Source organism: Streptomyces sp. A0592, assembly GCF_004795115.1.
GTDB lineage: Bacteria > Actinomycetota > Actinomycetes > Streptomycetales > Streptomycetaceae > Streptomyces > Streptomyces erythrochromogenes.
Window position 1 is genome coordinate 232,764 of sequence record NZ_SSBM01000010.1, and the last position, 21,015, is coordinate 253,778.

The 21,015-nt window shown below is 72.2% G+C and carries 21 protein-coding genes; 11 read left to right on the plus strand and 10 right to left on the minus strand.

What is annotated here, in order from left to right:
• The 6 genes from E6U81_RS17480 to E6U81_RS39860 all read right to left on the minus strand — a co-directional run bounded on the left by E6U81_RS17480 (position 1) and on the right by E6U81_RS39860 (position 5,519).
• Positions 1-1,041 carry an NADP-dependent oxidoreductase gene (locus E6U81_RS17480; protein WP_136230992.1) on the minus strand — a complete coding sequence of 347 codons (1,041 nt, stop codon included), beginning with the start codon at positions 1,039-1,041 and terminating at the stop codon, positions 1-3.
• Positions 1,038-2,237, minus strand: a complete 1,200-nt coding sequence (locus E6U81_RS17485) for a hypothetical protein (RefSeq protein ID WP_136230993.1) — start codon at positions 2,235-2,237, stop codon at positions 1,038-1,040. Before E6U81_RS17485 ends, E6U81_RS17480 begins: the two co-directional genes overlap by 4 nt.
• Positions 2,234-3,193, minus strand: coding sequence for a 3-oxoacyl-[acyl-carrier-protein] synthase III C-terminal domain-containing protein (locus E6U81_RS17490; RefSeq protein ID WP_136230994.1), 960 nt, complete (start codon positions 3,191-3,193; stop codon positions 2,234-2,236). The genes E6U81_RS17485 and E6U81_RS17490 overlap by 4 nt, the downstream gene beginning before the upstream one ends.
• Positions 3,181-4,035, minus strand: a complete 855-nt coding sequence (locus E6U81_RS17495) for a TauD/TfdA family dioxygenase (protein ID WP_136230995.1) — start codon at positions 4,033-4,035, stop codon at positions 3,181-3,183. The genes E6U81_RS17490 and E6U81_RS17495 overlap by 13 nt, the downstream gene beginning before the upstream one ends.
• A gap of 62 nt (positions 4,036-4,097) precedes the next feature.
• Positions 4,098-5,315, minus strand: a complete 1,218-nt coding sequence (hemA, locus tag E6U81_RS17500) for a 5-aminolevulinate synthase (protein ID WP_136230996.1) — start codon at positions 5,313-5,315, stop codon at positions 4,098-4,100.
• Between the two features lie 60 nt (positions 5,316-5,375).
• Entirely contained in the window at positions 5,376-5,519 is a 144-nt protein-coding gene (locus tag E6U81_RS39860) for a hypothetical protein (RefSeq protein WP_168714650.1), read from the minus strand.
• Positions 5,520-5,651: 132 nt separating this feature from the next.
• Here E6U81_RS39860 and E6U81_RS17505 point away from each other — a divergent pair, with 132 nt between their 5' ends.
• The 7 genes from E6U81_RS17505 to E6U81_RS17535 all read left to right on the plus strand — a co-directional run bounded on the left by E6U81_RS17505 (position 5,652) and on the right by E6U81_RS17535 (position 15,346).
• Positions 5,652-6,659, plus strand: a complete 1,008-nt coding sequence (locus E6U81_RS17505) for a LuxR C-terminal-related transcriptional regulator (protein ID WP_240803866.1) — start codon at positions 5,652-5,654, stop codon at positions 6,657-6,659.
• A 183-nt stretch (positions 6,660-6,842) separates the two neighbouring features.
• Positions 6,843-7,649 carry a VOC family protein gene (locus E6U81_RS17510; RefSeq protein ID WP_240803867.1) on the plus strand — a complete coding sequence of 269 codons (807 nt, stop codon included), beginning with the start codon at positions 6,843-6,845 and terminating at the stop codon, positions 7,647-7,649.
• A gap of 107 nt (positions 7,650-7,756) precedes the next feature.
• Positions 7,757-9,466 carry a histidine kinase gene (locus tag E6U81_RS17515; RefSeq protein ID WP_240803868.1) on the plus strand — a complete coding sequence of 570 codons (1,710 nt, stop codon included), beginning with the start codon at positions 7,757-7,759 and terminating at the stop codon, positions 9,464-9,466.
• Positions 9,463-10,167 carry a response regulator transcription factor gene (locus tag E6U81_RS17520; RefSeq protein ID WP_276615810.1) on the plus strand — a complete coding sequence of 235 codons (705 nt, stop codon included), beginning with the start codon at positions 9,463-9,465 and terminating at the stop codon, positions 10,165-10,167. Before E6U81_RS17515 ends, E6U81_RS17520 begins: the two co-directional genes overlap by 4 nt.
• 265 nt (positions 10,168-10,432) lie before the next feature.
• Positions 10,433-11,257 carry an ABC transporter ATP-binding protein gene (locus tag E6U81_RS17525; protein WP_136230999.1) on the plus strand — a complete coding sequence of 275 codons (825 nt, stop codon included), beginning with the start codon at positions 10,433-10,435 and terminating at the stop codon, positions 11,255-11,257.
• Positions 11,258-11,333: 76 nt separating this feature from the next.
• Positions 11,334-13,898 (plus strand): ABC transporter permease, encoded by a 2,565-nt coding sequence (locus tag E6U81_RS17530; protein ID WP_136231000.1) that lies wholly within the window; start codon positions 11,334-11,336, stop codon positions 13,896-13,898.
• Between the two features lie 248 nt (positions 13,899-14,146).
• Entirely contained in the window at positions 14,147-15,346 is a 1,200-nt protein-coding gene (locus E6U81_RS17535) for a hypothetical protein (protein WP_240803869.1), read from the plus strand.
• Positions 15,347-15,397: 51 nt separating this feature from the next.
• Here E6U81_RS17535 and E6U81_RS17540 read toward each other — a convergent pair whose 3' ends face one another.
• On the minus strand, positions 15,398-15,793 hold the full coding sequence (locus tag E6U81_RS17540) for an SHOCT domain-containing protein (RefSeq protein ID WP_136231001.1): 396 nt from the start codon (positions 15,791-15,793) through the stop codon (positions 15,398-15,400).
• 176 nt (positions 15,794-15,969) lie between these two features.
• On the opposite strand from E6U81_RS17540, the gene E6U81_RS17545 reads away from it, so the two are divergent.
• Both E6U81_RS17545 and E6U81_RS17550 read left to right on the plus strand, forming a co-directional pair.
• On the plus strand, positions 15,970-16,626 hold the full coding sequence (locus E6U81_RS17545; protein ID WP_136231002.1) for a GAP family protein: 657 nt from the start codon (positions 15,970-15,972) through the stop codon (positions 16,624-16,626).
• A 60-nt stretch (positions 16,627-16,686) separates the two neighbouring features.
• The gene (locus tag E6U81_RS17550) at positions 16,687-17,238 is read left to right on the plus strand and encodes a potassium channel family protein (protein WP_136231003.1); all 552 of its coding nucleotides are present in this window, start codon (positions 16,687-16,689) and stop codon (positions 17,236-17,238) included.
• A gap of 74 nt (positions 17,239-17,312) precedes the next feature.
• Here E6U81_RS17550 and E6U81_RS17555 read toward each other — a convergent pair whose 3' ends face one another.
• The 3 genes from E6U81_RS17555 to E6U81_RS17565 form a co-directional block, all read right to left on the minus strand.
• Positions 17,313-17,741, minus strand: coding sequence for a hypothetical protein (locus E6U81_RS17555; protein ID WP_136231004.1), 429 nt, complete (start codon positions 17,739-17,741; stop codon positions 17,313-17,315).
• Between the two features lie 98 nt (positions 17,742-17,839).
• Positions 17,840-19,216 carry an FAD-binding oxidoreductase gene (locus E6U81_RS17560; protein ID WP_136231005.1) on the minus strand — a complete coding sequence of 459 codons (1,377 nt, stop codon included), beginning with the start codon at positions 19,214-19,216 and terminating at the stop codon, positions 17,840-17,842.
• A gap of 69 nt (positions 19,217-19,285) precedes the next feature.
• Entirely contained in the window at positions 19,286-19,585 is a 300-nt protein-coding gene (locus E6U81_RS17565) for a hypothetical protein (protein ID WP_136231006.1), read from the minus strand.
• 154 nt (positions 19,586-19,739) lie between these two features.
• Here E6U81_RS17565 and E6U81_RS17570 point away from each other — a divergent pair, with 154 nt between their 5' ends.
• Both E6U81_RS17570 and E6U81_RS17575 read left to right on the plus strand, forming a co-directional pair.
• Complete coding sequence (locus E6U81_RS17570) at positions 19,740-20,480, plus strand: protein phosphatase 2C domain-containing protein (RefSeq protein WP_136231007.1); 741 nt, start codon at positions 19,740-19,742, stop codon at positions 20,478-20,480.
• Between the two features lie 313 nt (positions 20,481-20,793).
• On the plus strand, positions 20,794-20,997 hold the full coding sequence (locus E6U81_RS17575; protein WP_030030412.1) for a cold-shock protein: 204 nt from the start codon (positions 20,794-20,796) through the stop codon (positions 20,995-20,997).
• Positions 20,998-21,015: the final 18 nt, after the last annotated feature.

Genomic DNA, 21,015 nt, shown 5'->3' on the forward strand with positions numbered 1-21,015 from the left:
TCAGGGGGTGTGGTCGGGGGACGATTCCGGGTCGTCGTGGCCCAGGCGTACGACCGCCTTGCCGGTGTTCTCGCCGCGCAGCATCCCGAGGAAGGCCCCGACGGTCCTCTCGAAGCCCTCGGTGACATGGAGCCGGTCGGCGACGCGGCCGGAGCGCAGGTGCGGGACGAGGAACTCCTCCAGCTCCGCCTGTGCGTCGCGGTGGCGGGAGACGAGGAAGCCCTCCAGCCGGATGCTCTTCTCCACGAGGTCGAAGAGGTTGCGGGGCGCTGCCGGGGCGGATCCCGCGTTGTACTGCGCGATGGCTCCGCACCAGGCGATCCGCCCGTCCTCGCGCATCGCCCCGATCGCGGCCTCCAGGTGTGCGCCGCCCACGTTGTCGACGTAGACGTCGATGCCGTCGGGGGCCACCCGGGCCAGCTGCTCGGGCAGCGGGGGCCCGGCACGGTGGTCGAAGGCCTCGTCGTAGCCGAGTTCCCCGGTGAGCAGCCGGACCTTGGCCGGGGATCCGGCGCTGCCGACGATCCGGCCGGCGCCCAGGAGCCGTGCCAGTCGGCCGGCGGCCGTGCCGACCCCGCCGGCGGCGGCGGAGACGTACACGGTCTCGCCGGCCCGCAGCCGGGCGATGCGGGTCAGGGCGACGTACGCCGTCAGGCCCGTCCCGCCCAGCAGGCCGAGGAAGGACTCGGTGGCGACCCCCTCGTACCGGGGCAGGACCCGCGCCTCGGCCGCGGCCACGACGGCGTGGGTCCGCCAGCCCTCCCGGTGGAACACCAGCGCCCCGACGGGCAGTTCGGCGCTGCGCGACTCCACCACCCGGCCGATGGACCGGCCTTCCAGCGGGGCGCCGAGCTCCCACTCCGCATCCATGCACTCGCGCATGTACGGGTCCACGGAGAGCCACAGGTTCTCCACCACGGCCTGGCCCTCGGCCGGCGCGGACAGGGGCAGTTCGGCCTCGGCGAAGTCCTCGGGAACGGGCATGCCCCGGGGCCGGCGGCGCTGTGTGATCGCCCGCGTGGTGCGGACGGGCGTGTTCATGCCGCCGCCCGGAGGGCCGGTGCGGTGCGCACGGAGACCGCGCGGGCGCACTCCTGGAGGAAGCGGCGCAGTTCGCCCGCGTCGGCGTGGGAGGCCTCGACGAAGACCGGCACCTCCCACTCCTGGTAGGTGATGTGGCGCGGAGTCTCCTGCTCCGGCGCGAGGACGTGCAGGCCGTCCAGGCACGGGTGGGTCCTGATCCACTCGGGTACGTCGATCGTCCGTACGCCGTCGGCCGCCAGGTGGTGGCCGGGGAAGGCGATCCAGCCGTGGTGGCGGCCGCTGGGCGGGCCGGCCTCCGGCCGCTCCAGACCGAGCCGGACGGCGATCTCGTGCGAGGGGAGGTGGACCCCGGTGTGCAGCTCGTGGGTGGACACCACGGCCGCGCCTCCGACCCGGTTGGCCACCTCCAGGAAGACCAGCTCGCCTCCGGGGGTCTCGAAGAACTCCAGGTGGATGCAGCCCTCCTCGATGCCGAGGACCGCCACGACCTGCTCGGCCAGCGTCCGCTGGGCGGGCGTGCACGGCTCCTGGTGCGAACCGAGCGGAGCCCCCTGCGCGTACTCGACGGGCTTGTTGACGTACCGGCTGACCGCCAGATCGACCAGTCGGCCGCCCTCCACGAGGCCGTCGGCGTGCAGGATGTCGCCGTCGATGTGCTCCTCCAGCTGGAACTCGTCCGCGTGGGGGAGCTGTTCGTGGGCGGCGAGCGCCTCGCGGGCCGTCGCGTGGATCGTGACGTCCTCGCTGGATGCGCCCTGGCGCGGCTTGAGGACCGTGCGGCCGGTCCACGGCAGCGTGCCGTCCGGCGCGGGCCCGGCGACGAAGCGGGGGTGGCGCAGGTCGGAGCCGGCCAGCGCCTCCTTCATCCGCACCTTGTCGCGGACCCGCTCGACGGCGGCGAGGTCCGGACCCGCGATGCCGAGGTACTCGCGTACGTGGCAGGCCTCGATGATGCCGAACTCGGAGAGCGCGAGCACCTTCTCGTAGCCGTCGGCGGGCGAGGTGCGGGCGCGGATGCCCGCGACCAGGTCCTCGTCGGCGTCGAGGACGATCCGTCGGGCCGGCAGGCCCTCGGGGAGGTCGGCCATCCGGTGCGGATGGCCGATGTAGGTCACCTGGTGGCGGTCGTGGTCGATGCCGCGCTCGTAGCCGATCTTCCGGTACGGCACCTGGTGAATGACGAGGATCTTCATCCGAGATACTCCAAGGTCGTGATGCCCCAGCTGAAGCCCATGGCGCTGGTGGCGAGCATGATCAGGTCGCCGTGGCGCAACCGGCCCCCGCGTTCGAGGTCCTTCAGGGCGATGAGGGTGTCCGCTCCGCCCATGTGGGCCAGCCGGTCGTAGTTGAAGACGCTCCGTGCGGCCGGGATGCCCAGGGTGGTCAGCAGCCGCTGGTGCATGTCCCGGTCGCCGTGGTTGATGAGGAAGTGGGAGACGTCGTCCGGCGTGATGCCGAGCGCGGTGAGCGTCTCGTCCACCAAGGCGGTGAAGTGCCGTACGTAGGCGTCCCCGAGGCCCTTGCGGTGCTCGCCGCGCCGGATCAGAACGCGGCCTCCGGCCGGCTCACCGGCGTAGTAGTCGGCCCAGCCGCCGTCGGTGCGCATGGCGGAGTGGACGACACGGAAACGACTCGGACCGCCGCCCAGCAGCACCGCCGCAGCCGCATCACCGAAGTTGAACAGAGCCTTGGAATCCGGGTCACGGTAGTCGACCATCCGGCTCAGCCGGTCCCCGACGAGGACCAGCGCGTACGTGTTCTCCTCCAGGACCCCTGTGGCGGACAGGAGCCGGATGGCGGTCATTCCCGCGTTGCAGAAGTTCGCCACTTCGAAGCAGTGGGCGCCGTCGATGCCGAGGGCGTGAGCCACCTTCGCCGCGGGCGACCAGAAGGGGCGGTCCCAGGCGCCGGACCCGGCGTAGACGACCTGCCGGATCCGCTCCGGCGGCACGCCCGTCCGGTCCAGGACCTTCCGGGCGGCGGCCAGGGCGAGTTCCCAGGCCTGCTCCCCGTCCGCGAGCACCGGGAAGGTCTCGCAGTGCGTGATCCGGACCAGGTCCTCGACGGGGACGCCGGAGGAGGCGGACATGGCGCGGACGTCGGCCCTCGCGGACGGGAAGGACACGTCGAAGTCGGCTATGCCGCCCACTTCTCGCCCTCTTCGATGCTCACGCGGTGCACGGTCCGCGTGGCACCGGGCTCGACGGCGGTCGCCGCGTGGTAGGTCGTCGCCGTCTTCCACACCACCAGGTCGTTGGTCGTCCAGCGGTGGGTGTAGACATGCTCGGGGTCCTGGATGAGCCGGTCGATGACGGCGAAGAACTCGGCGTTCTCGTTGGCGTCGAAACCGACGACGGAGTCCATGTACTCGGGGGCGCCGTAGAGGTAGGAACGGCCGGTGACCGGGTCCTGCTTGACCAGCGGGTGCTCCGTCGGCGGGTACTCCATCTCGACCAGCGCCTTGAGCTCGGCGATGGAGAGCCCGACGTGCTCCGGCGAGATCCGCTGCCGCTTGCTCACGGTGTGCAGGGCGGTGCGGCCGGCGATCTTCTCCTTCCACTCCTGGGGAAGGCGGTCGTAGACGTCGAGGGCGCTGGCGTACAGGGTGTGGCCGCTGGTGCCGGGGACGTCGACGCCGTGCAGCATCGTGTAGGGCGCCGGGTCCTTCGTGTACGAGGAGTCCTGGTGCCAGAAGTTGCCGACGCGGGCGACGCCGACCGGGCGGTTCGCCTTCATGGCGTTGGAGGAGATCATGATCTCCGGGTGGTCGGGGTGGCGGTACTTCGCCATGAGGAACGGCACGGGCCGGCCGATCCGGGAGGCCAGCTCGATCTGCTGCTCCGGGGTGATGTCGAGACCACGGACGACCACCAGTTCGCGCCGGTGCACGAGGTCGACGAGCCGGGCGAAGAGTTCGGGGTCCTGGAGGTCCTCGTAGCCGACGCCGGTCAGCTCGGAGCCGATGAACGGGGTGATTTCCTTGATCTGCATGAGCGGATCTCCTTGATGCGCCGAAGTGCGATGAAAAGGGGATGGGCGAGTTGCCGAATGCGCTATCGAAGGTCGTCGAGGCAGGCGCGCAGGGCGCGGACGAATCCCTCGATGTCCGCGCGGGTGCGGAACGGCGCCACGGTGACCCGGAAGCGCTCGCCGCCCTTCGCCACGGACGGGAAGTTGATGGGCTGGACGTAGATGCCGTACTCGTCCAGGAGGCGGCGCGAGATCCTCTTGACCCGCTCACCGCCAGGGACCAGCACCGGGACCAGATGGGTGGGGGCGTCGATGAAGTCGATGCGGGCCTCGCGCAGGAGGCTGCGCATCAGCGCCGCGTTCTCCCGCAATTTCAGGCGGAGTTCGGTTCCCGCCGGGCCCTGGATGACATCGAGGCTCCGCTGAGTGGCGTCCAGGCTCGAACGGGGAATCGTGGTCGTGAAGATGAAACCGGGCGCGTGTGATCGCACGTAGTCGAGGGCGGTGTCGGGGCCGGCGACGTAGCCGCCCGTCGTGCCGATGGCTTTTCCGAAGACACCTTGGACGAATGTCGGCCGGTGTTCTCCGATCTCCTCACAGATCCCGGCCCCGGAAGGGCCGTTCACACCGATCGCGTGCGTCTCGTCGAGATAGGTCATGGCGTGGTGGCGCTCGGCCAGATCGCAGATCTCGGCGATCGGCGCGATGTCTCCGTCCATCGAGTAGACGGATTCGAAGACGATCAACTTCGGCTGTTCCGCAGGGTACTGGCCCAGCATTTCGTCCAGCGCGTCGATATCGTTGTGCGGGAATATGTGCCTCCGGTTCTTGGAGGCGCGGATTCCCTCGATCAACGACCGGTGGTTGAGCGAGTCCGAGAAGACCACCATGTCCGGTACGGCCGCGAGCAGCGTGGTCAGCGTTTCGAAGTTGGCCACGTATCCGCTGGTGAATATCAGGGCGCGCGGCTTTCCGTGCCAGGCCGCCAGCCGGGTCTCCAGCGCGACATGCGCCTCGCTGGTGCCCGCGATGTTGCGCGAGCCGCCGTTGCCGGTGCCGTGCCGCAGGGTCGAGGCGACCTGAGCGTCCATGACCTGCGCGTTCTGACTCATCCCGAGGTAGTCGTTGGTGCACCAGACCTGGACGCGCGCCCCCCGGTGCATCGCGTGACCGGGCTGCTCGGCCAGGTAGGAGCAAGGGGTGAATTCCCGGTACAGACCCGAGCTCCTCAGGTCTTCCAAGCGCTCCTCGAGCCCGTCGAAGACGGACATGGGCCGTACGGATACGGGAAGGGCGGACATGTCTCTCCTGTAACTAGAAATTAATGATCCAGGGACGGGGCAGGGTGCAGGCCCGCCCGGTCAGCCCCACTGCGAGTCGCTCTTCAGGGCGGCGGTGACGACGTCTTCCTGCGGTGCGGATTCGTTGCTCACGACCACGCCGAGAGTCGCGAGAACCGTCACGGCGAGTGCACCGATGAGCTGCTGGAAAGTCGTCTTGAACATTGGTCCCCCTGATGAGTGCTGCACGGCCGGGTTTCTCCGGCCCGTGACAGGAATCATGTGCTGGCCTTCTCGCCGAAAACAGGGATATCCGGGAGCATGATCACGCAATGCAGAGACTTGAAGGATGGGCAAATGTGCACGAAATCGGACAGAGGGGTACGCATTCCATCAGTCGAGCTCTGTACTGAGGGGCTGGCCTCCTACGAGGCCGCCGTCCGCGGCGACCTCCCGGGGCAGGAGTGCCCGCAGTGCCTGCTCGACCTGGGCCTCCTGCGGGAACTGCCCGACGGCCGGCTGATGGCCCTGCCGCCGGGCCTCGCGGCCAACGCCGTCATGCGCCCGCTGGAGACGGACATCGAGGAGAAGCAGCGCGCCCTGGCGGCGGCCCGGGTCGCCATGCACCAGGCGGAGGAGATCTACCGCGCGCACACCGGCTCCGGGACCGGCACCGGCATCCGCGCGATCAGCGGCGCGGACGCCATCAGCGCCACGCTGTCCTCGGTCGTGCAGTCCTGCGAGGAGGAACTGCTGACCGCCCAGCCCGGCGGCGGCCGACCGGCGGAACTCCTGGAGAAGGCCCTCGCCAGCGACGTGGCGGCCCTGGAGCGCGGCATCCGCCAGCGCACCATCTACCAGCACACCGTCCGCTCCCACGGGCCGACGCTCGCCTACGTCGAGCAGATCTCGGTCGCGGGCGCCGAAGTCCGCACCCTGGACGAGGTGTTCGACCGGCTCATCGTGTGCGACCGGAAGATCGCCTTCGTCCCCGACCCGGGCGAGGAACGCCAGCAGCTCGCCCTGGTGATCGAGCACCCCGGCATGATCCGCTACCTGGTCGGCATCTTCGAGAAGTCATGGGAACGTGCCGCCCCGCTGCGGCACACCCCGACGGAACACCGCCCGCCCCTGCTCACCGACGAGACCCGCCGGGCTGTCCTGCACCTGATGGTGAACGGCTACACCGACGAGACCATCGCCGGCCGCCTCGGCATGAGCGCCCGCACCGTGGCCACCCACGTCCGCAAGGCCTCGGAACAACTGGGCAGCCGCAGCCGCGCCCAGCTCGCGTACCTCATCGCGAGGAGCGGCATCCTGGACGAGGACCTGTACACCGCCGCCCCCGAGGCCCCCGGGGCCTGACCCGTCCGGCCCCGGCGGGCGGCGCCGGCAGGGCGGGAGGGGATGTGTTCCGCCGGGTGGGGTGCCGGTCGCCGTGTCGGCGTGGGGGCGGCCGGTGGCGCCAGGAGGATGTTGGCCGACGTTTCCCGGGAGCTCCCGCGAGTACCGTGGGAGGGGCATCCGGGGCCGCACCGGCGGATGGGGATGACAGGCGTGTCGACATCGAGTCACGAAACCTTCGGCGCACCCTGCTGGGTCAGCCTCATGGCGCGCGATGTCGGCGCCGCCCAGGCCTTCTACAGTGCGGTCCTCGGCTGGCGGTTCGGGAACGACCGGCTCGGCGAGGGCTTCGCCGTGGGCTTCAGCGACGGGATCCCGGTGGCCGGCCTCGGTTCCATGCCCGCCGGTGTCACGGTCCCCGTCGCCTGGACCCCGTACTTCGCCGTCGACGACGCCGACGTCACCGCGTCCCGCATCCTCGAACGCAGCGGGACCGTCGCCGTCGGCCCCCTCGCCTTCGGCACGGGACGGGCGGCGCTCGCCTCCGACCTCGACGGCGCGGTCTTCGGGATCTGGCAGGGCGACGCCATCCCCGACTGGGGTATGGGCGGCGAGGCCGCGCCGGCCTGGCTCGAACTGCGCACCCGGAACGCCTTCGACGCCGCCATCTTCTACGGCGAGGTCCTGGAATGGGCCTGCTCCCACAGCGGGTGCTGCGAGGTCGCCTACATGGAGGAGGATCACCGCATCCTGCTCCGCCACGCGGGCCGTACGGTGGCCCGCCTGCACGGCGGCACGCTCGCGCAGGCACCCGACCCGCACATGCGGCCGCGCTGGCAGGTCCACTTCCGGGTTCCCGACCTGGAGACCGCCGTGAAGGCCGCGACCTCTCTGGGCGGCAGCACCGTCTCCGTGGCGGACTCCGGGCCCGGCCCCCACGAGGTCACCCTGCGGGACCCCGAAGGCGCGCTGTTCGGGATCGTGGGGCCGGCCGCCTCCGTCCCCTACTGATCCCCGCCCCCGATCCCCGCCCCCGATCCCCCTCTGCCTTTCGGCAGAGGCACGGATCGGCCTCACGGTCCATGCCGACGCGGATCCCGGCATCGATACTGGTCAGCGTGGTCCCCCTCAGCCCTTCGCCCCCCGCCGCCCGCGTCCGCCCGGTCGCGCGGACGGCTGGCGTCGGCCTGGCAGGCCTGGGCGTGTACGGGGCCGTCGGCCACCTCGGGTTCCTGCCGTACCCGGCCCTCCAGCTCGCCGTCCTCGCCGCGGCCACCGGGATCTTCGCGCTGCGCCGCCGCCTGCCCGGGGCCGTGCTCCTGGTGCTCGCCGCGCTGACCGGCCTCGTACCGGCCGTCGGGCCCGTCACGGCGGCGGCCGCCTACGCCGCGGCCCGCCGGACGGCCCGGCCGCGCCTGCGGGTCCGGCTGCCGGCCTGCGCCGCTCTGCTCCTCGTCGTCTGCGCGACCGCGGCCGGGCCGTGGCTCGGCCCCGGGTCGGCGGCGTACGGGCTGGCCCTCGGCCTGGCCCTCGCGCCGACGGCCGTGATCGTCCCCGGCCTGATCGGGACGGCGCAGGGGCAGCAGGGCCGCCTGCTGCGGGCGCTGCGCGAGCGCGGTGACGCGGCGGAGCGGGCCCGCCGGCTGGCCGACAGCGAGGCCCGGACCCACGAGCGGTCCCGCATCGCCGCCGAGATGCACGATCTGGTGGGCCACCGGCTCAGCCTGGTGTCGCTGCACGCCGGAGGCCTGGAGCTGGCCCTGGAACGGGCCGCGCCGGAACTGCGCGAGGAGGCCGTCCTGGTACGGCGCACCACCCGCGACGCCATGCGCGAACTGCGCCAGGCCCTCGGCGTGCTCGGGCCGCTCGGCCGCGACACCGGGACCGACGCGCTGACCGACGCGACCGGCACCCGCGCCGACATCGAGGCGCTGGTCGCGCAGTCGCGCGACGGCGGGATCGCGGTACGGCTCGACTGGACGGGACCGGACCTCGACGCCCGCCCCGCGCCGGTCCGCCGGGCGGTGCACCGCGTCGTGCGGGAGGCCCTGACCAACGTGCACCGGTACGCGCCGGACGCGCACGTCGGCGTGACGGTCCTGCACGGCGCGGCGCAGGTACGGGTCACCGTGCGCAACGGGGCGCGGCCCGGGCCGCCGGCCCCCGCGGAGGAACTGGGCACCGGGCGCGGCCTGACCGGACTGCGCGAGCGGGTGGAACTGCTCGGCGGGACGTTCGAGGCGGCCGCCCTGCCGTCCGGCGGGTTCCGGGTGGACGCGGCCGTGCCGGCCGAGCCCGACACCGACCCCGCCGGCGGACGCACCCCCGCCGGGGCGGACACCCCCCGGCCACCGTCCGGCGCAGACCCGTCCGGCGCGCACGCGCACGACACGGACCCGCACGCCACGGACCCGCACGCCACCGACGCGGAGTCCGACGAGCGCCGGACCGCCGAGGCCCTGACGCTCGGCTTCGGGCTGGCGGCGCTGTCCGCGCTCATGGTCGTCGCGATCGCCTTCGTGTACGCCGCCCAGCCGTCCGGCCGCTCCGGGCCGGCCCCGCTGCCGCGCATCGGTATGACGTACGGGGAGGTGGCGGCGCTCGGCGTGCAGGACAACGGCGCGGTGCGGGCCGCCGCCACCGGCCACGAGCCGCCGCGCCCCGCCGGTACGGCCGGCTGCGTCTACCCCTTCAACGGTGCCACCGAGCGGCGCCCCGGCGGCCTGCTCATCGCCCGCTACTGCTTCGACGCCGCCCAGCGGCTGATCGCCATCGACCGGTTCGACGTCCCGTCGGTCCGGGACGCCACGCCCTGGGAGATCCCGTGAACGAGCCCGTCCCGCCCGCTCCGCCCACCCGGTCCGCCCGGCCCATCCGTGTCCTGCTCGCCGACGACGAGACGATGATCCGGCACGGCGTCCGGCTGATTTTGCGGCACGCGGGCGACATCGACGTCGTCGCCGAGGCCGCCGACGGACGCCGGGCCGTCGAGCTGGCGGCCGCCCACCGGCCCGACGTGGCGCTGGTCGACATCCGGATGCCGGTGTGCGACGGCCTGGCGGCGATCGCACCGCTGCTCGCCCTCGATCCGGCGCCGCGCGTGGTGATGCTGACGACCTTCGGTGACGAGGACAACGTCCTGCGGGCCCTGCGCGAGGGCGCGGCGGGCTTCCTCCTGAAGGACGAGGGCCCGCAGGAGCTCATCGCCGCGGTCCGGGCGGCGGCCGCCGGCGACTCCGTGCTCTCCCCGGGCGTGACCGGGTCGGTGATCGCCCGGATGCTGCGCGGCGGCGACCGGGACGGCTGCGACCCCGCGCTCACGGACGAGCGGATCGCGCGGCTCACCGCACGGGAGCGGGAGGTCCTCTCGATGCTGGGCGAAGGCCTGTCGAACCAGGACATCGCCGGGCGGCTCGGCATCGGGATCGGCACGGTGAAGACGCACGTCGGCGCGATCCTGGAGAAGACCGGCTCGGCGAGCCGGGTGCAGGCGGCCCTCCTCGCCCACCGGACGGGCCTGTCCTCCTGACGCCGCGCCCCCGGCACCCGCGCCGGCCGGCACCCCGCGCAGGCCGGCGCCCGCCCGGCTCTGCCCGAAGGCGGAGGCGGCGGGACCCCGACTGTGTCCGAAGACAGAGAGGAGGGGCCCGGAACCCTCCCTCGGACAGAGCTCGACTCCCGCCTCCAGAAGGATGTTTACGCAGGTCAGAGCGGTGAGCATGGATACGTCCCCCGGTCCGCCCACCCCTGCGGGTGCGGACCGACGCTCCTCGCACCCGAGGCGGAGTCCCTCCATGTCGCAGCTCTCTCCTTCCCCCGAACCGGCCGCCCGCGCCACCGGTCTGACCAAGGTGTACGGGAAGGGGGACACCCGGGTGACCGCCCTGGACGCGGTGACGGTCGACTTCGCGCGGGGCCGGTTCACCGCCGTCATGGGCCCCTCCGGCTCCGGCAAGTCCACGCTGATGCACTGCCTGGCCGGGCTGGACACGGTGACCTCCGGTTCGGCGCGCATCGGCGGCACCGAGCTGTCCTCGCTGAGCGAGAAGCAGCTGACCACCCTGCGGCGGGACAAGGTGGGTTTCGTGTTCCAGGGCTTCAACCTGATGCCCACCCTGACCGCGCTGGAGAACATCACGCTGCCACTGCGGCTCGCCGGACGCCGGCCGGACGCCGCCTGGCTGGAGGCCGTCGTCGCCACCGTCGGGCTGGCGGGCCGCCTGGGCCACCGCCCGGCCGAGCTCTCCGGCGGGCAGCAGCAGCGGGTCGCGGTGGCGCGGGCACTGATCTCCCGGCCCGAGATCGTCTTCGCCGACGAGCCGACCGGGAACCTCGACTCGCGCTCGGGCGCCGAGATCCTCGGCTTCCTGCGGGACTGCGTACGGGAGTTGGGGCAGACCGTGGTGATGGTCACCCATGACCCGGCGGCCGCCTCGTACGCGGACCGGGTCCTGTTCCTCGCCGACGGCCACGTCGTCGACGAGCTGCACGAGCCGACCTCCGCGGCCGTACTCGACCGGATGCTCGCGTTCGAGAGCGGCGGCGGGGGCGGGGCCGCGGACCACCGAGAGGGCGCGGCCCCCGGTGCGGGCCCGGGCGCCGGCCGCCACAGCCGCTGACGCCTCCGTACCGCCTTCCGTCTCCCCCGCGCCGCACCCGGCCGCACCCGCCCGCACCCGCACCCGAAAGCTCCCCATGCTGCGAACAGCCCTGCGCAACGTCCTCGCGCACAAGGCACGTCTGGCCATGACCGTCCTGGCGGTCTGCCTCGGTGTCGCCTTCGTCTCCGGCACCCTCGTCTTCGCCGACTCCTCCGCCGCCGCCTACCGCGCCGCCGCCTCGAAGAACTTCGCCGGCATCGCGGTCACCGTGACACCGAAGGACTCCCCGGACGCGCCCCCCGGCGAAGACCGCCGAAGCGTCCTGGACGACGCGCTCGTACGGAAGCTGGCCGGCGTGCCCGGTGTCGCCGCCGTACGGCCCACCGCCGACGGCTCGGCCACCCTGTCCGCCGCGGACGGCACCCCGCTGCGGGCCGGCAAGGCCTGGGCGAACCTCGGCGCGGCCCACGTACCCGGCGCGAACGGCCAGGACAGCCGGTATCCGCTGGTCGAGGGCCGTGCCCCGGGCAGCGCCGAGGAGATCGCCGTGGACGGCGGCACCGCCGACGCCGGCCGGTTCCGCCTCGGCGACACGATCACACTGGCCACTGACGGCCCGGTCATGGCCAAGCGGCTCGTGGGCATCGTCACCACGAAGGACACCCGGGTGACCGCGGGCGGCACCCTCGCCCTGTTCGACAGGGCCACCGCGCAGCAGCTGTTCGCCTCCCCCGGCCGGTACACCGGGATCGACCTGACCGCCGCCCCTGGCACCGCCCAGGCCGAACTCTCCGGCCGGGTCGCCTCCGTACTCCCCGCCGGCCGGGCCGAGGCCACCACGGGCGCCGCCCAGGCCGCGCAACAGGCCCTCTACGTCGACACCCTGACCCGGGGTCATGCCAAGCTGCCACTGGTCTTCGCCGGGGTGTCGCTGTTCATCGGCTCCTTCCTCATCGTCAACACCTTCACGATGCTGGTGACGCGGCGCACCCGCGAGATCGCACTGCTGCGGGCCGTCGGGGCCTCGCGCCGCCAGGTGGCCGGCTCCGTGCTCGCCGAGGCCGCCCTCCTCGGGCTCGTCTCCTCCGCAGCGGGTTTCCTGCTCGGGCTCGGGGTCGCCGCCGTACTGCCCGGCCTGCTCGGCACCGCGCAGGACACCCTGCCCGACGGGCCGCTGGTGATCGGCCCGCGGCCGGTCGTGGCCGCGCTCGGCGTCGGCGTGGGGGTCACGGTGCTGGCCGCGTGGCTGCCGTCCCGCAGGGCGGCGAAGGTCGCACCGGTCGAGGCGATGCGCTCGGCGCAGCAGCCGGCCTCCACCACGCGCGCACGGATCCGCGCCGCCGCGGGACTGGTCCTGCTCGTCCTCGGCGCGGGGCTGCTGGTGTCGCTGAGCGGGGTGAAGGACGCCTCGGTGCAGAACCTCCAGGACGCGATGCTCGCCTGTGGCGTCCTCGTCGTCGCCCTGATCGTGCTCGCGCCGCTGCTCGCCGCACCGGTGATCCGGCTGGCGGGGCGGCTGACCGGCCGGTTCGGCGCCGTCGGCCACCTCGCCCGGGAGAACGCGCTGCGCGACCCGCGGCGCACCGCGGCCACCGCGTCCACCCTGATGATCAGTACGGCACTGGTGGCCGGCCTCGCCGTCGTCGGGCACTCCACCGCGCAGGCGTTGGACCGTCAGGCCGCGGCGGGACTCGGCGCCGACTACGTCATCGGCACCCGCACCCCCACCCAGGGCATCGACCCGGCCGCCGTCCAGCGGGTGGCCGCCGCCTCCGGGGTGCGGACCGCGGCGGCCGTCGCGGACGTGTCGCTGTTCGTCGGCGGCGGGGTCCGCCGGATCGCCGGCGTGGACCCGGCCGCCGTGGGCGCGGTGATGCGGCTGGACTTCACCGACGGCTCCGCCGAGGAACTCGGGCCGGGCCGGATCGCCGTCTCCGCCACCCTCGCCCGGGAGCAGGGACTCGCCGCCGGGGACCGGGTCGCCGCGGGCATCGGCAGCGGTCGGGACCTGAGCCCGTACACCGTCGTCGGCGTCTACCGGGACAACCCCGTCGCCGGCGACGCGCTCGGTGACCTCGGCGAGGTGCGCGCCAGCGGCTTCCTGCCCGGCTCCGTCCAGCGGATCCTCGTGGCCACGGAGGACGGCGCCGCCTCCGACGCCGTCGGGAAGCGGCTGCGCACCGCGGTGGGCGACAACCCGCTGCTGAAGGTCCAGGACCGGGCGGCCCTCGTCCACGAGGCCGCAGGCAGCGTCGGCGACCTGCTGACCCTGATGTACGGGCTGCTCGCCATCGGCGTCGTGATCAGCGCGCTCGGCATCGTGAACACCCTGGCCATGTCGGTCTCGGAGCGGACCCGGGAGATCGGCGTGCTGCGCGCCATCGGCATGGACCGGGCCGGCGTCCGGCGGATGATCCGGCTGGAGGCCGTGATCGTCGCCGCGTTCGGGACGCTGCTGGGGCTGGCGGCTGGCGTGTTCAGCGCCTGGGCGGTCGGCTCGCTGGCCAACGGCGCGATGGCCCAGTACGCGTTCGTGCTCCCGTGGGGAACCCTGCTGCTGGTGTGCCTGCTGTCCCTGGCCGTCGGCGCGGCCGCGGCGGTCGTCCCCGCCCGCCGGGCGGCGGCGCTGAGCCCACTGCGCGCGGTCGCCGATCACTAGGCCGTCTCCCCGGGGGCGTCACCCGCAGGGCCCAGCTGAACAGGCGGGGCCCGCGGGCGTCCGGGTCCAATGGCAGGGCGTGGCTGCCCGCCGCGCCCCGCCGTTGCCCAGTCGTCCCCGGGAGTGCCATGAGTGAGCCGTCCCCTTCACCCGGCGATCCGCCCGGTGCGGCGCCGCCCTCCCGACCGACCGCCGCCGCGGGCGGCGGATCCCGCGGGGGCCGGATCGCGAAGAGCACCCTCTCGGCTGTGCTGATCACGCTGACCTGCATCTTCGTACCCGTCTCCCTGCTCACCGTGTGGGTGCACGACATCGTGCTGGACACCGACCGGTACGTCTCCACGGTCAAGCCGCTCGCCTCGAACCCGGCGATCGAGCAGGCGGCCGTCCACCGCATCACGAAGGCGGCCGACGTCAAGGTGGACGGCTCCCAGGTCACGGCCGACCTGGCGAAGTGGCTGGAGTCCCAGGGGCTGCCGCCGCGCGTGGGCGCTGCGGTCAAGGCGCTGGGTCCGCAGCTGGACTCGGCCGCCGACCAGGTCGTCTCCAAGGTGGCGACCCGGTTCGTGGAGAGCGACCGGTTCGAGAACGTGTGGACCGTGGCCAACCGCGCCGCCCACAACGCCGTGGTGCACGCGCTCACCGGCAAGGGCCGCGGGGCGGTCGGGGTCGACGGCGGCACCGTCACCCTCGACGTCGGCGAGGCCGTCGACAAGGTCAAGGAAGAGCTCGTGGCCGCCGGGGTCTCCCCGGCGGAGAAGATCCCCGAGGTCGACAAGCAGATGGTGCTCTTCCACAACGACAAGCTGGGGCAGATCAGGGGCGCGGTGCACCTGCTCGACGTCCTCGGCAACTGGCTGCCCATCATCACGGTCGTCCTCGGCGCGGCCGGCGTGCTGCTCGCCCGGCGCCGCCGCCGGGCCCTGGTGACCACCGCGCTGTGCGCCGCGTTCGCCTGCCTGCTGGTCGCCATCGCCCTGGTCGTGGGCCGCCGTTACTACCTCGACAACCTTCCCGCGGAGGTCCAGTCCCCGGAGGCGGCGGCGGCCGTCTTCGACACGCTGGTGCGCTTCCTCCGGGTCAGTCTGCGGACCGCGATCGTCCTCGGGATCGTCGTGGCGCTCGGCGCCTACCTCTCCGGCGCCGGCCGTCTGCCGCGCGGCATGCGCGGCAGGGCCGACCGTACGGCCGACTCCGCGGCGCTCTGGGGCGCCGGGCACGGGGTGCACACCGGCGGCGCCGGCCGGTGGGTGGAGGCCCACCGGCACGCGCTCACCGTGGGCGCGCTCCTCGTCATCGCGCTCGTGTTCGCGCTGTGGAACCACCCGACCGTGCTGACGGTGCTGTTGCTGGTGCTGATCCTGCTCGTGGTGCTCGCCGTACTGGCCCTGCTGGCGGCCGGCGGCCGCGTACCCGACGCACCGGGTGACCGGCCGGAGCACGAATGAGTCCGGCGGGCCCCGCCCCGGGTGGGGCGGGGCCCGCCGGACCGGTGCGGCTCAGGCCAGGATCCTGGCCTTGGCCCGCTCGAACTCCTCCTGGCTGATGTCGCCCTTGTCCTTGAGCGCGGAGAGTTTGCTCAGCTCGTCCGCGCTGCCGCCGCCACCGCCGCTCCCGGCCGCCTGCTGGACGTAACTGCGGAACGCCGCCTCGTTCTCCTTGATCTGCTTCGCATCGCGCTCGTGCATGCTGCGGCCGCGCGCGATGACGTAGATGAACACTCCGATGAAGGGGATCAGCAGCACGAGGATGAGCCAGCCCGCCTTCCCCCAGCCGTGCAGGCTGTGGTCACGGAAAATGTCCGTGATGACTTTGAAGAGCAGGAAGAACCACATCACCCAGAGGAAGAACCACAGCATCGTCCAGAAGAGGTTGAGAAGCGGATAGTCATCCATGCCCGACTCCGATCATGCACGTGGTACTTCATTGATACAGGCGGGTCCGTTACTCCGCATGCCGAGCGAATGGGGCATCTTTTGCACCCGTACGCGGGACGGCGCGACCATGGGCGCATGAGCATTCCCTTCCCGGTTCCCGAGGAAGGGGCCGATCCACCGACGGGAAAAAGCCGATGGTGCTCGACCTGCTCGTCATCGGGCTGATCATCACGCTCTATCCGCTGCCCATCATGGCGTTCGTGCTGGTGGTGTCGGCGCCCCGCGGCCTGTGGAAGGGACTGGCCTTCATCCTGGCCTGGTTCGGCTGCCTCGTCGCCGTGATCGCCGTCGTGATGTTCCTGACCGGTGGGGAGCCCCCGCCGCCCCGCTCTCCCCCGGCCACCGCCGGCCTGGTGCTCCGCCTGGCCCTCGGCATCGGGCTGGTCGCCTACGCCGAGTATCGGCGCCGGCGGGCTCCCGGGACGGCCGCTCCCTCGGGGGACTCGCACGCCCTCACGTCCCGCATGGACCAGGCATCCGCATGGTCGGCGGCCGGACTCGCGGTGCTCCTGCAGCCGTGGGGCATGGTCGGCGCGGCCGCCGCCACCGTCGTCGAGGCGGACCTCTCCCAGAGCAGCACGTTCCTGGCCCTGTTCGGCTTCTGCCTGCTCGCCTCCGCCACCCTGCTGGCGATGGAGCTGTACATGGTGTTCGCACCCGAGCGGGCCGCGCTCGTACTGACGGGCCTGCGGTCCTGGCTGTCGGACCACAAGGACCCGGCCATCGTCTTCGCCTGCCTCGCCCTCGGCCTGTGGCTGGTCGGCAGGAGCCTCTACGACCTCACGAGCTGAGCCCCGGCGGCTACCGGGGCTCCGGTCGCCGGATGGGTTCCCTAGCGTTCTCCTGAAGGCATGGAACGCAACGCAGCCCGCCGCCGCCGAAGCGCCGTCCTGGGCTCCGCCCTGCGCTCGACGGCCTCGGTGGTCCTGCTGACGGCGCTGTACTACGCGGCGCCCCTGGACGGCGGGTTCGGTGTCGGGACCGTCGTGACGCTCCTGCTCGGGCTCGTCGCCTTCGGCCTGCTGACGGCCTGGCAGACCGCCGCCATCACCCATGCGGAGTATCCGCGGCTGCGCGCCCTCGAAGCCCTGGCCACCGCCGTGCCGTTGTTCCTGGTGATCTTCTCCGCCACGTACTTCCTGCTCGCCGAAAGCGTGCCGGCGTCCTTCTCGGAGCCGCTGAACCGCACGGACGCCATGTACTTCACCGTCACGGTGTTCGCGACCGTCGGCTTCGGCGACATCACCCCCACCACCGGGACCGGGCGCGTGCTGACCACCGTGCAGATGATCGCCGACCTGATCGTGGTCGGCGTGATGGCCAAGGCCCTCTTCGGCGCCGTCAGGGTCGGGATGCGCAGGCGGGAACATCCGCCGCTGTTCCCGGACGACGACGAGACCTGAACCGGCAGGCAGACGAAGACCCCGCCGGGAGCCGGACGGGGTCTTCTGCGCGGAGGGAGCCGGTCACGCGGTCGTCAGCACTTGAGACCCGCGGCGGCAGCCGTCGTGGCCTGGTCCAGCGACTGGATCTGGGGCTGCAGCTGGGTGAGCGCGTCCTTCCCGGTCGTGTCGCCCGGCAGGTCCTCGTAGCCCTTCTTGAGGTTCTCGGCGGCGGACTGGACCGCCTGGCGCTCCGCGTCCTTCAGCTTGCTCGCGTTCTCCTTGACGTCCTCCCAGTCCTGCTGGACCGCGTCGTAGGCGTCCTTGATCTGGTCCTTGGTCGCGACGGCGGGGTTCAGGGCCTTCAGCTTGGCGTTGTCGGCCTTGAGGGCGTTCAGGTCGGTGCACAGGTCGGCCGCGGCCTCGGTGGCCTCCTCGGCGGGGGAGGAACTGTCGTCGGAACACGCGCTGAGGCCGAACACCGCGCTCAGGCAGAGCACACCGACCACCGGGAAACGCTTCATGGAGGGGCCTTCCTCGATCAGGGCAAACCAGGTGTACGGGACCATCCAGTACTACGACAAACTATGCACAAGCGGATATTCTCCGCATCCGCACCGCCTCAGGCGGCGGGCTGGATGTTCTGGTTCAGGTGGAAGAGGTTGCCCGGGTCGTACGTCCGCTTCACCTCGGCCAGGCGGTCGTAGTTCCCCTTGTAGTTGGCCCTGATCCGGCTCTGGTCGTCCTCGGCCATGAAGTTGATGTAGCCGCCCTCCTCCGAGTGCGGGGCGGTGGCCTCGTAGTAGTCGCGGACCCAGGCGATGTTCGCGTCGTTGTCCGCGGGGTCCGGCCACATCCCGGCGATGACGGTGGCGAAGTTGGCGTCGCGGTAGGCGAAGGCCGTCTCGTCCGCTCCGACCCGGTGGCAGGCGCCGTTGATCGGGTAGATGTGGACCGTCGAGTTCACGGCGGGCAGCTTCGGACCGTGCACCAGGTGCGCCTCGATCGCGGAGTCGGTCAGCTCGGTGACGAAGTTGGCCTTCCAGTAGTGCTGCAGGCCGGGCGGCACGAGCGCGTCGAAGGCGCTGTTGAGCGCCGGGTACGGCATGGGGCCGACGTGCTCCGCCACCACCGGGGCGAAGTCGTGGAAGGCCTGCAGGGCCCGTTCCCCCTCGTCGAGCGGCCCGGCCCAGCACGCCACGATCAGCGCGAAGGGATCGCCGTGCCGGTCCGCCGGGATGAACGGCAGCGGCGGGGCGAGCTGGAAGGCGGGGAAGCCGCCGAGCTGCTCGGGGGCGTCGGCGATGTACTCGGCGAAGGACCGCAGCACGGTCGCCGCGTCGTCCAGCTCGAAGAGCATCGGTCCGCCGTAGATGTCCTTGACCGGGCTGAGCCGGTATTCGAACGAGGTCACCGCGCCGAAGTTCCCACTGCCGCCGCGCAGCGCCCAGAAGAGGTCGGGATTCTCCTCCTCGCTGGCCACGACGACCCGGCCGTCCGCCGTCACCACATCGGCGGAGATCAGGTTGTCGCAGCTCAGACCCAGGCCGCGGGACAGGTAGCCGATGCCGCCGCCGAGGGTGAGCCCTCCGACGCCGGTGGTGGAGATGATCCCGCCGGTGGTGGCCAGCCCGTAGGCGTAGGTCGCCGCGTTGAAGTCGCCCCAGGTCGCGCCGCCCTCCGCGCGCGCCGTGCGGCGCGCGGCGTCGACGCGGACCCCGCGCATCCCGGACAGGTCGGCGACCACGCCGTCGTCGCAGGTGCCGAAGCCGGGCACGCTGTGACCGCCGCCGCGGACGGCGAGGTCCAGCCCGTTCTCCCTGGCGAAGTCGACCGCCGCCATGACGTCGCCGGCGTTGGCACACCGCACGACGGCGGCCGGCCTCCGGTCGATCATGGCGTTGTTGACCGCGCGCGCCTCCTCGTAGGCGTCGTCGTCGGGGGTGACGACCGTCCCGCGTACGCGTTCTCGCAGCTGGTCGATCGAGAGCTTGCCCATGACCATCGCTCCTCGTCCCTCGTACCTCGCTCTCACGCCGCGCCGAGACGCGTGCGCAGGGTGCTGCCGCTACGGCTCCAGATGGCTGAAGCCCACCTCGAAGTGCCGGACCCCGACCACGTGCTGGCCTTCCCGCCGGGCGGTCTCCTCGCGGATCCGGTGGGCGAGTTCCTCGCTGTCCTGCATACTCCGCTCGTCCTCCCACAGGGTCAGCGACTTGGCCTCCCCGGTGGCCCGGTCGACCAGGTAGTAGACGCCCCGGAATCCCGGTGCGTCCTGCACCTGCCGGACGATCTCCTCCGAATGCGCGACCAGGTCCCCCTCCGCGGGGACGGGTGATCCCTGGTAGGTGCTCAGCCTCGCGAACATCTGCGGCAGTCCTTCCTGACCCGGCCGCCGTCGGGGGACAGGCAGCTCCAGGACCAGCGTGCTCCGGCAGACCGCGCCCCGCATGCCGGGGCGGCGCGACAATGGTGGCGAGGACGCGTCTGCCGGTGCCGTTGCGGAGAGGCGGGACGACGAGGTGACGTACATAGCTGTGACCGCCCTGAGCCATGTCGGGCTGGTCCGCGAGCACAACGAGGACAGTCTCGTCATCGGGCCGTGGACCCTGTGCGGGACCGTGACCCAGAACCCCCAGACGCTGGTGTTCCCCTTCGGCAGACCGCTCGTCGTCGCGGTCGCCGACGGGCTCGGCGGGCAGCCGGCCGGGGAGGTGGCCAGCGAGCTCGTGGTGCGCCAGCTCTCCTCGCTCGGCCCCTCGCTGGACTGCGCGCAGGCCGTCGGCGACGCGCTGCAGCTCTGCAACGACGCGGTGTACTCGGCCGCCGACGGCCGGCCGGACCTGACCGCGATGGGGACCACGGTCGCGGGCGCCCTCGTCCTCGCCGAGTCGCTGCTGGCCTTCAACGTCGGCGACAGCAAGGTGTTCCACGCGGCGCGCGACGGCCTGCACCAGGTGAGCGTGGACGACAGCCCGCCCCCGGTGCCCGGGCACCGCACCACCTCCGCCGTCACCCAGGTGCTCGGCGGCAGCCGCGGCCACAGTGCGATCACCCCGCACGTCGAGACCTTCGCCCTGGCGGAGGGCGACCGCTATCTGGTGTGCAGTGACGGGCTGACCGACCCGGTGCCGGACGGGACGATCGAGGAACTGCTGCGGGTGCACGACGACGGCAGGGCCGCCTTCGAGCTGTGGAAGGCCGCGATCGACGCGGGAGGACCCGACAACATCACCCTCGCCCTGCTGCGCATCGGCTCCTGACCACATGAACGCACGAACTAATGAACGAATGAACACATGGCCGTATTACCGCTCATGGGATTTCAGGACCGGATATCCGATGGCGCGACGCCGAAACGATCGGCCCGGAAATGCCTTCCCGGCCCGCCGGTTACCACTGTGCTACGGTGACGCCAGTTGCGGTTGTGGTCCCCAAAAAGCTTACAAGTGCTCTCACCTGATTTTCCGGTGGGTGCACTTTTCATTTCCGGTTCGATTTCCGGTCGGGGCAATCATCTCGGCGACGCCGGGTCCGCACAGTGCGGCCCGGGCACTGCCCCAAAGGAGAACGCGCATGGCATCCGGCACCGTGAAGTGGTTCAACGCGGAAAAGGGTTTCGGTTTCATCGAGCAGGAGGGTGGCGGCGCGGACGTCTTCGCCCACTACTCGAACATCGCCACTTCCGGCTTCCGTGAGCTCCAGGAAGGCCAGAAGGTCACCTTCGACGTCACGCAGGGCCAGAAGGGCCCGCAGGCCGAGAACATCGTTCCCGCCTGAGACTGACGCCCACGCCGG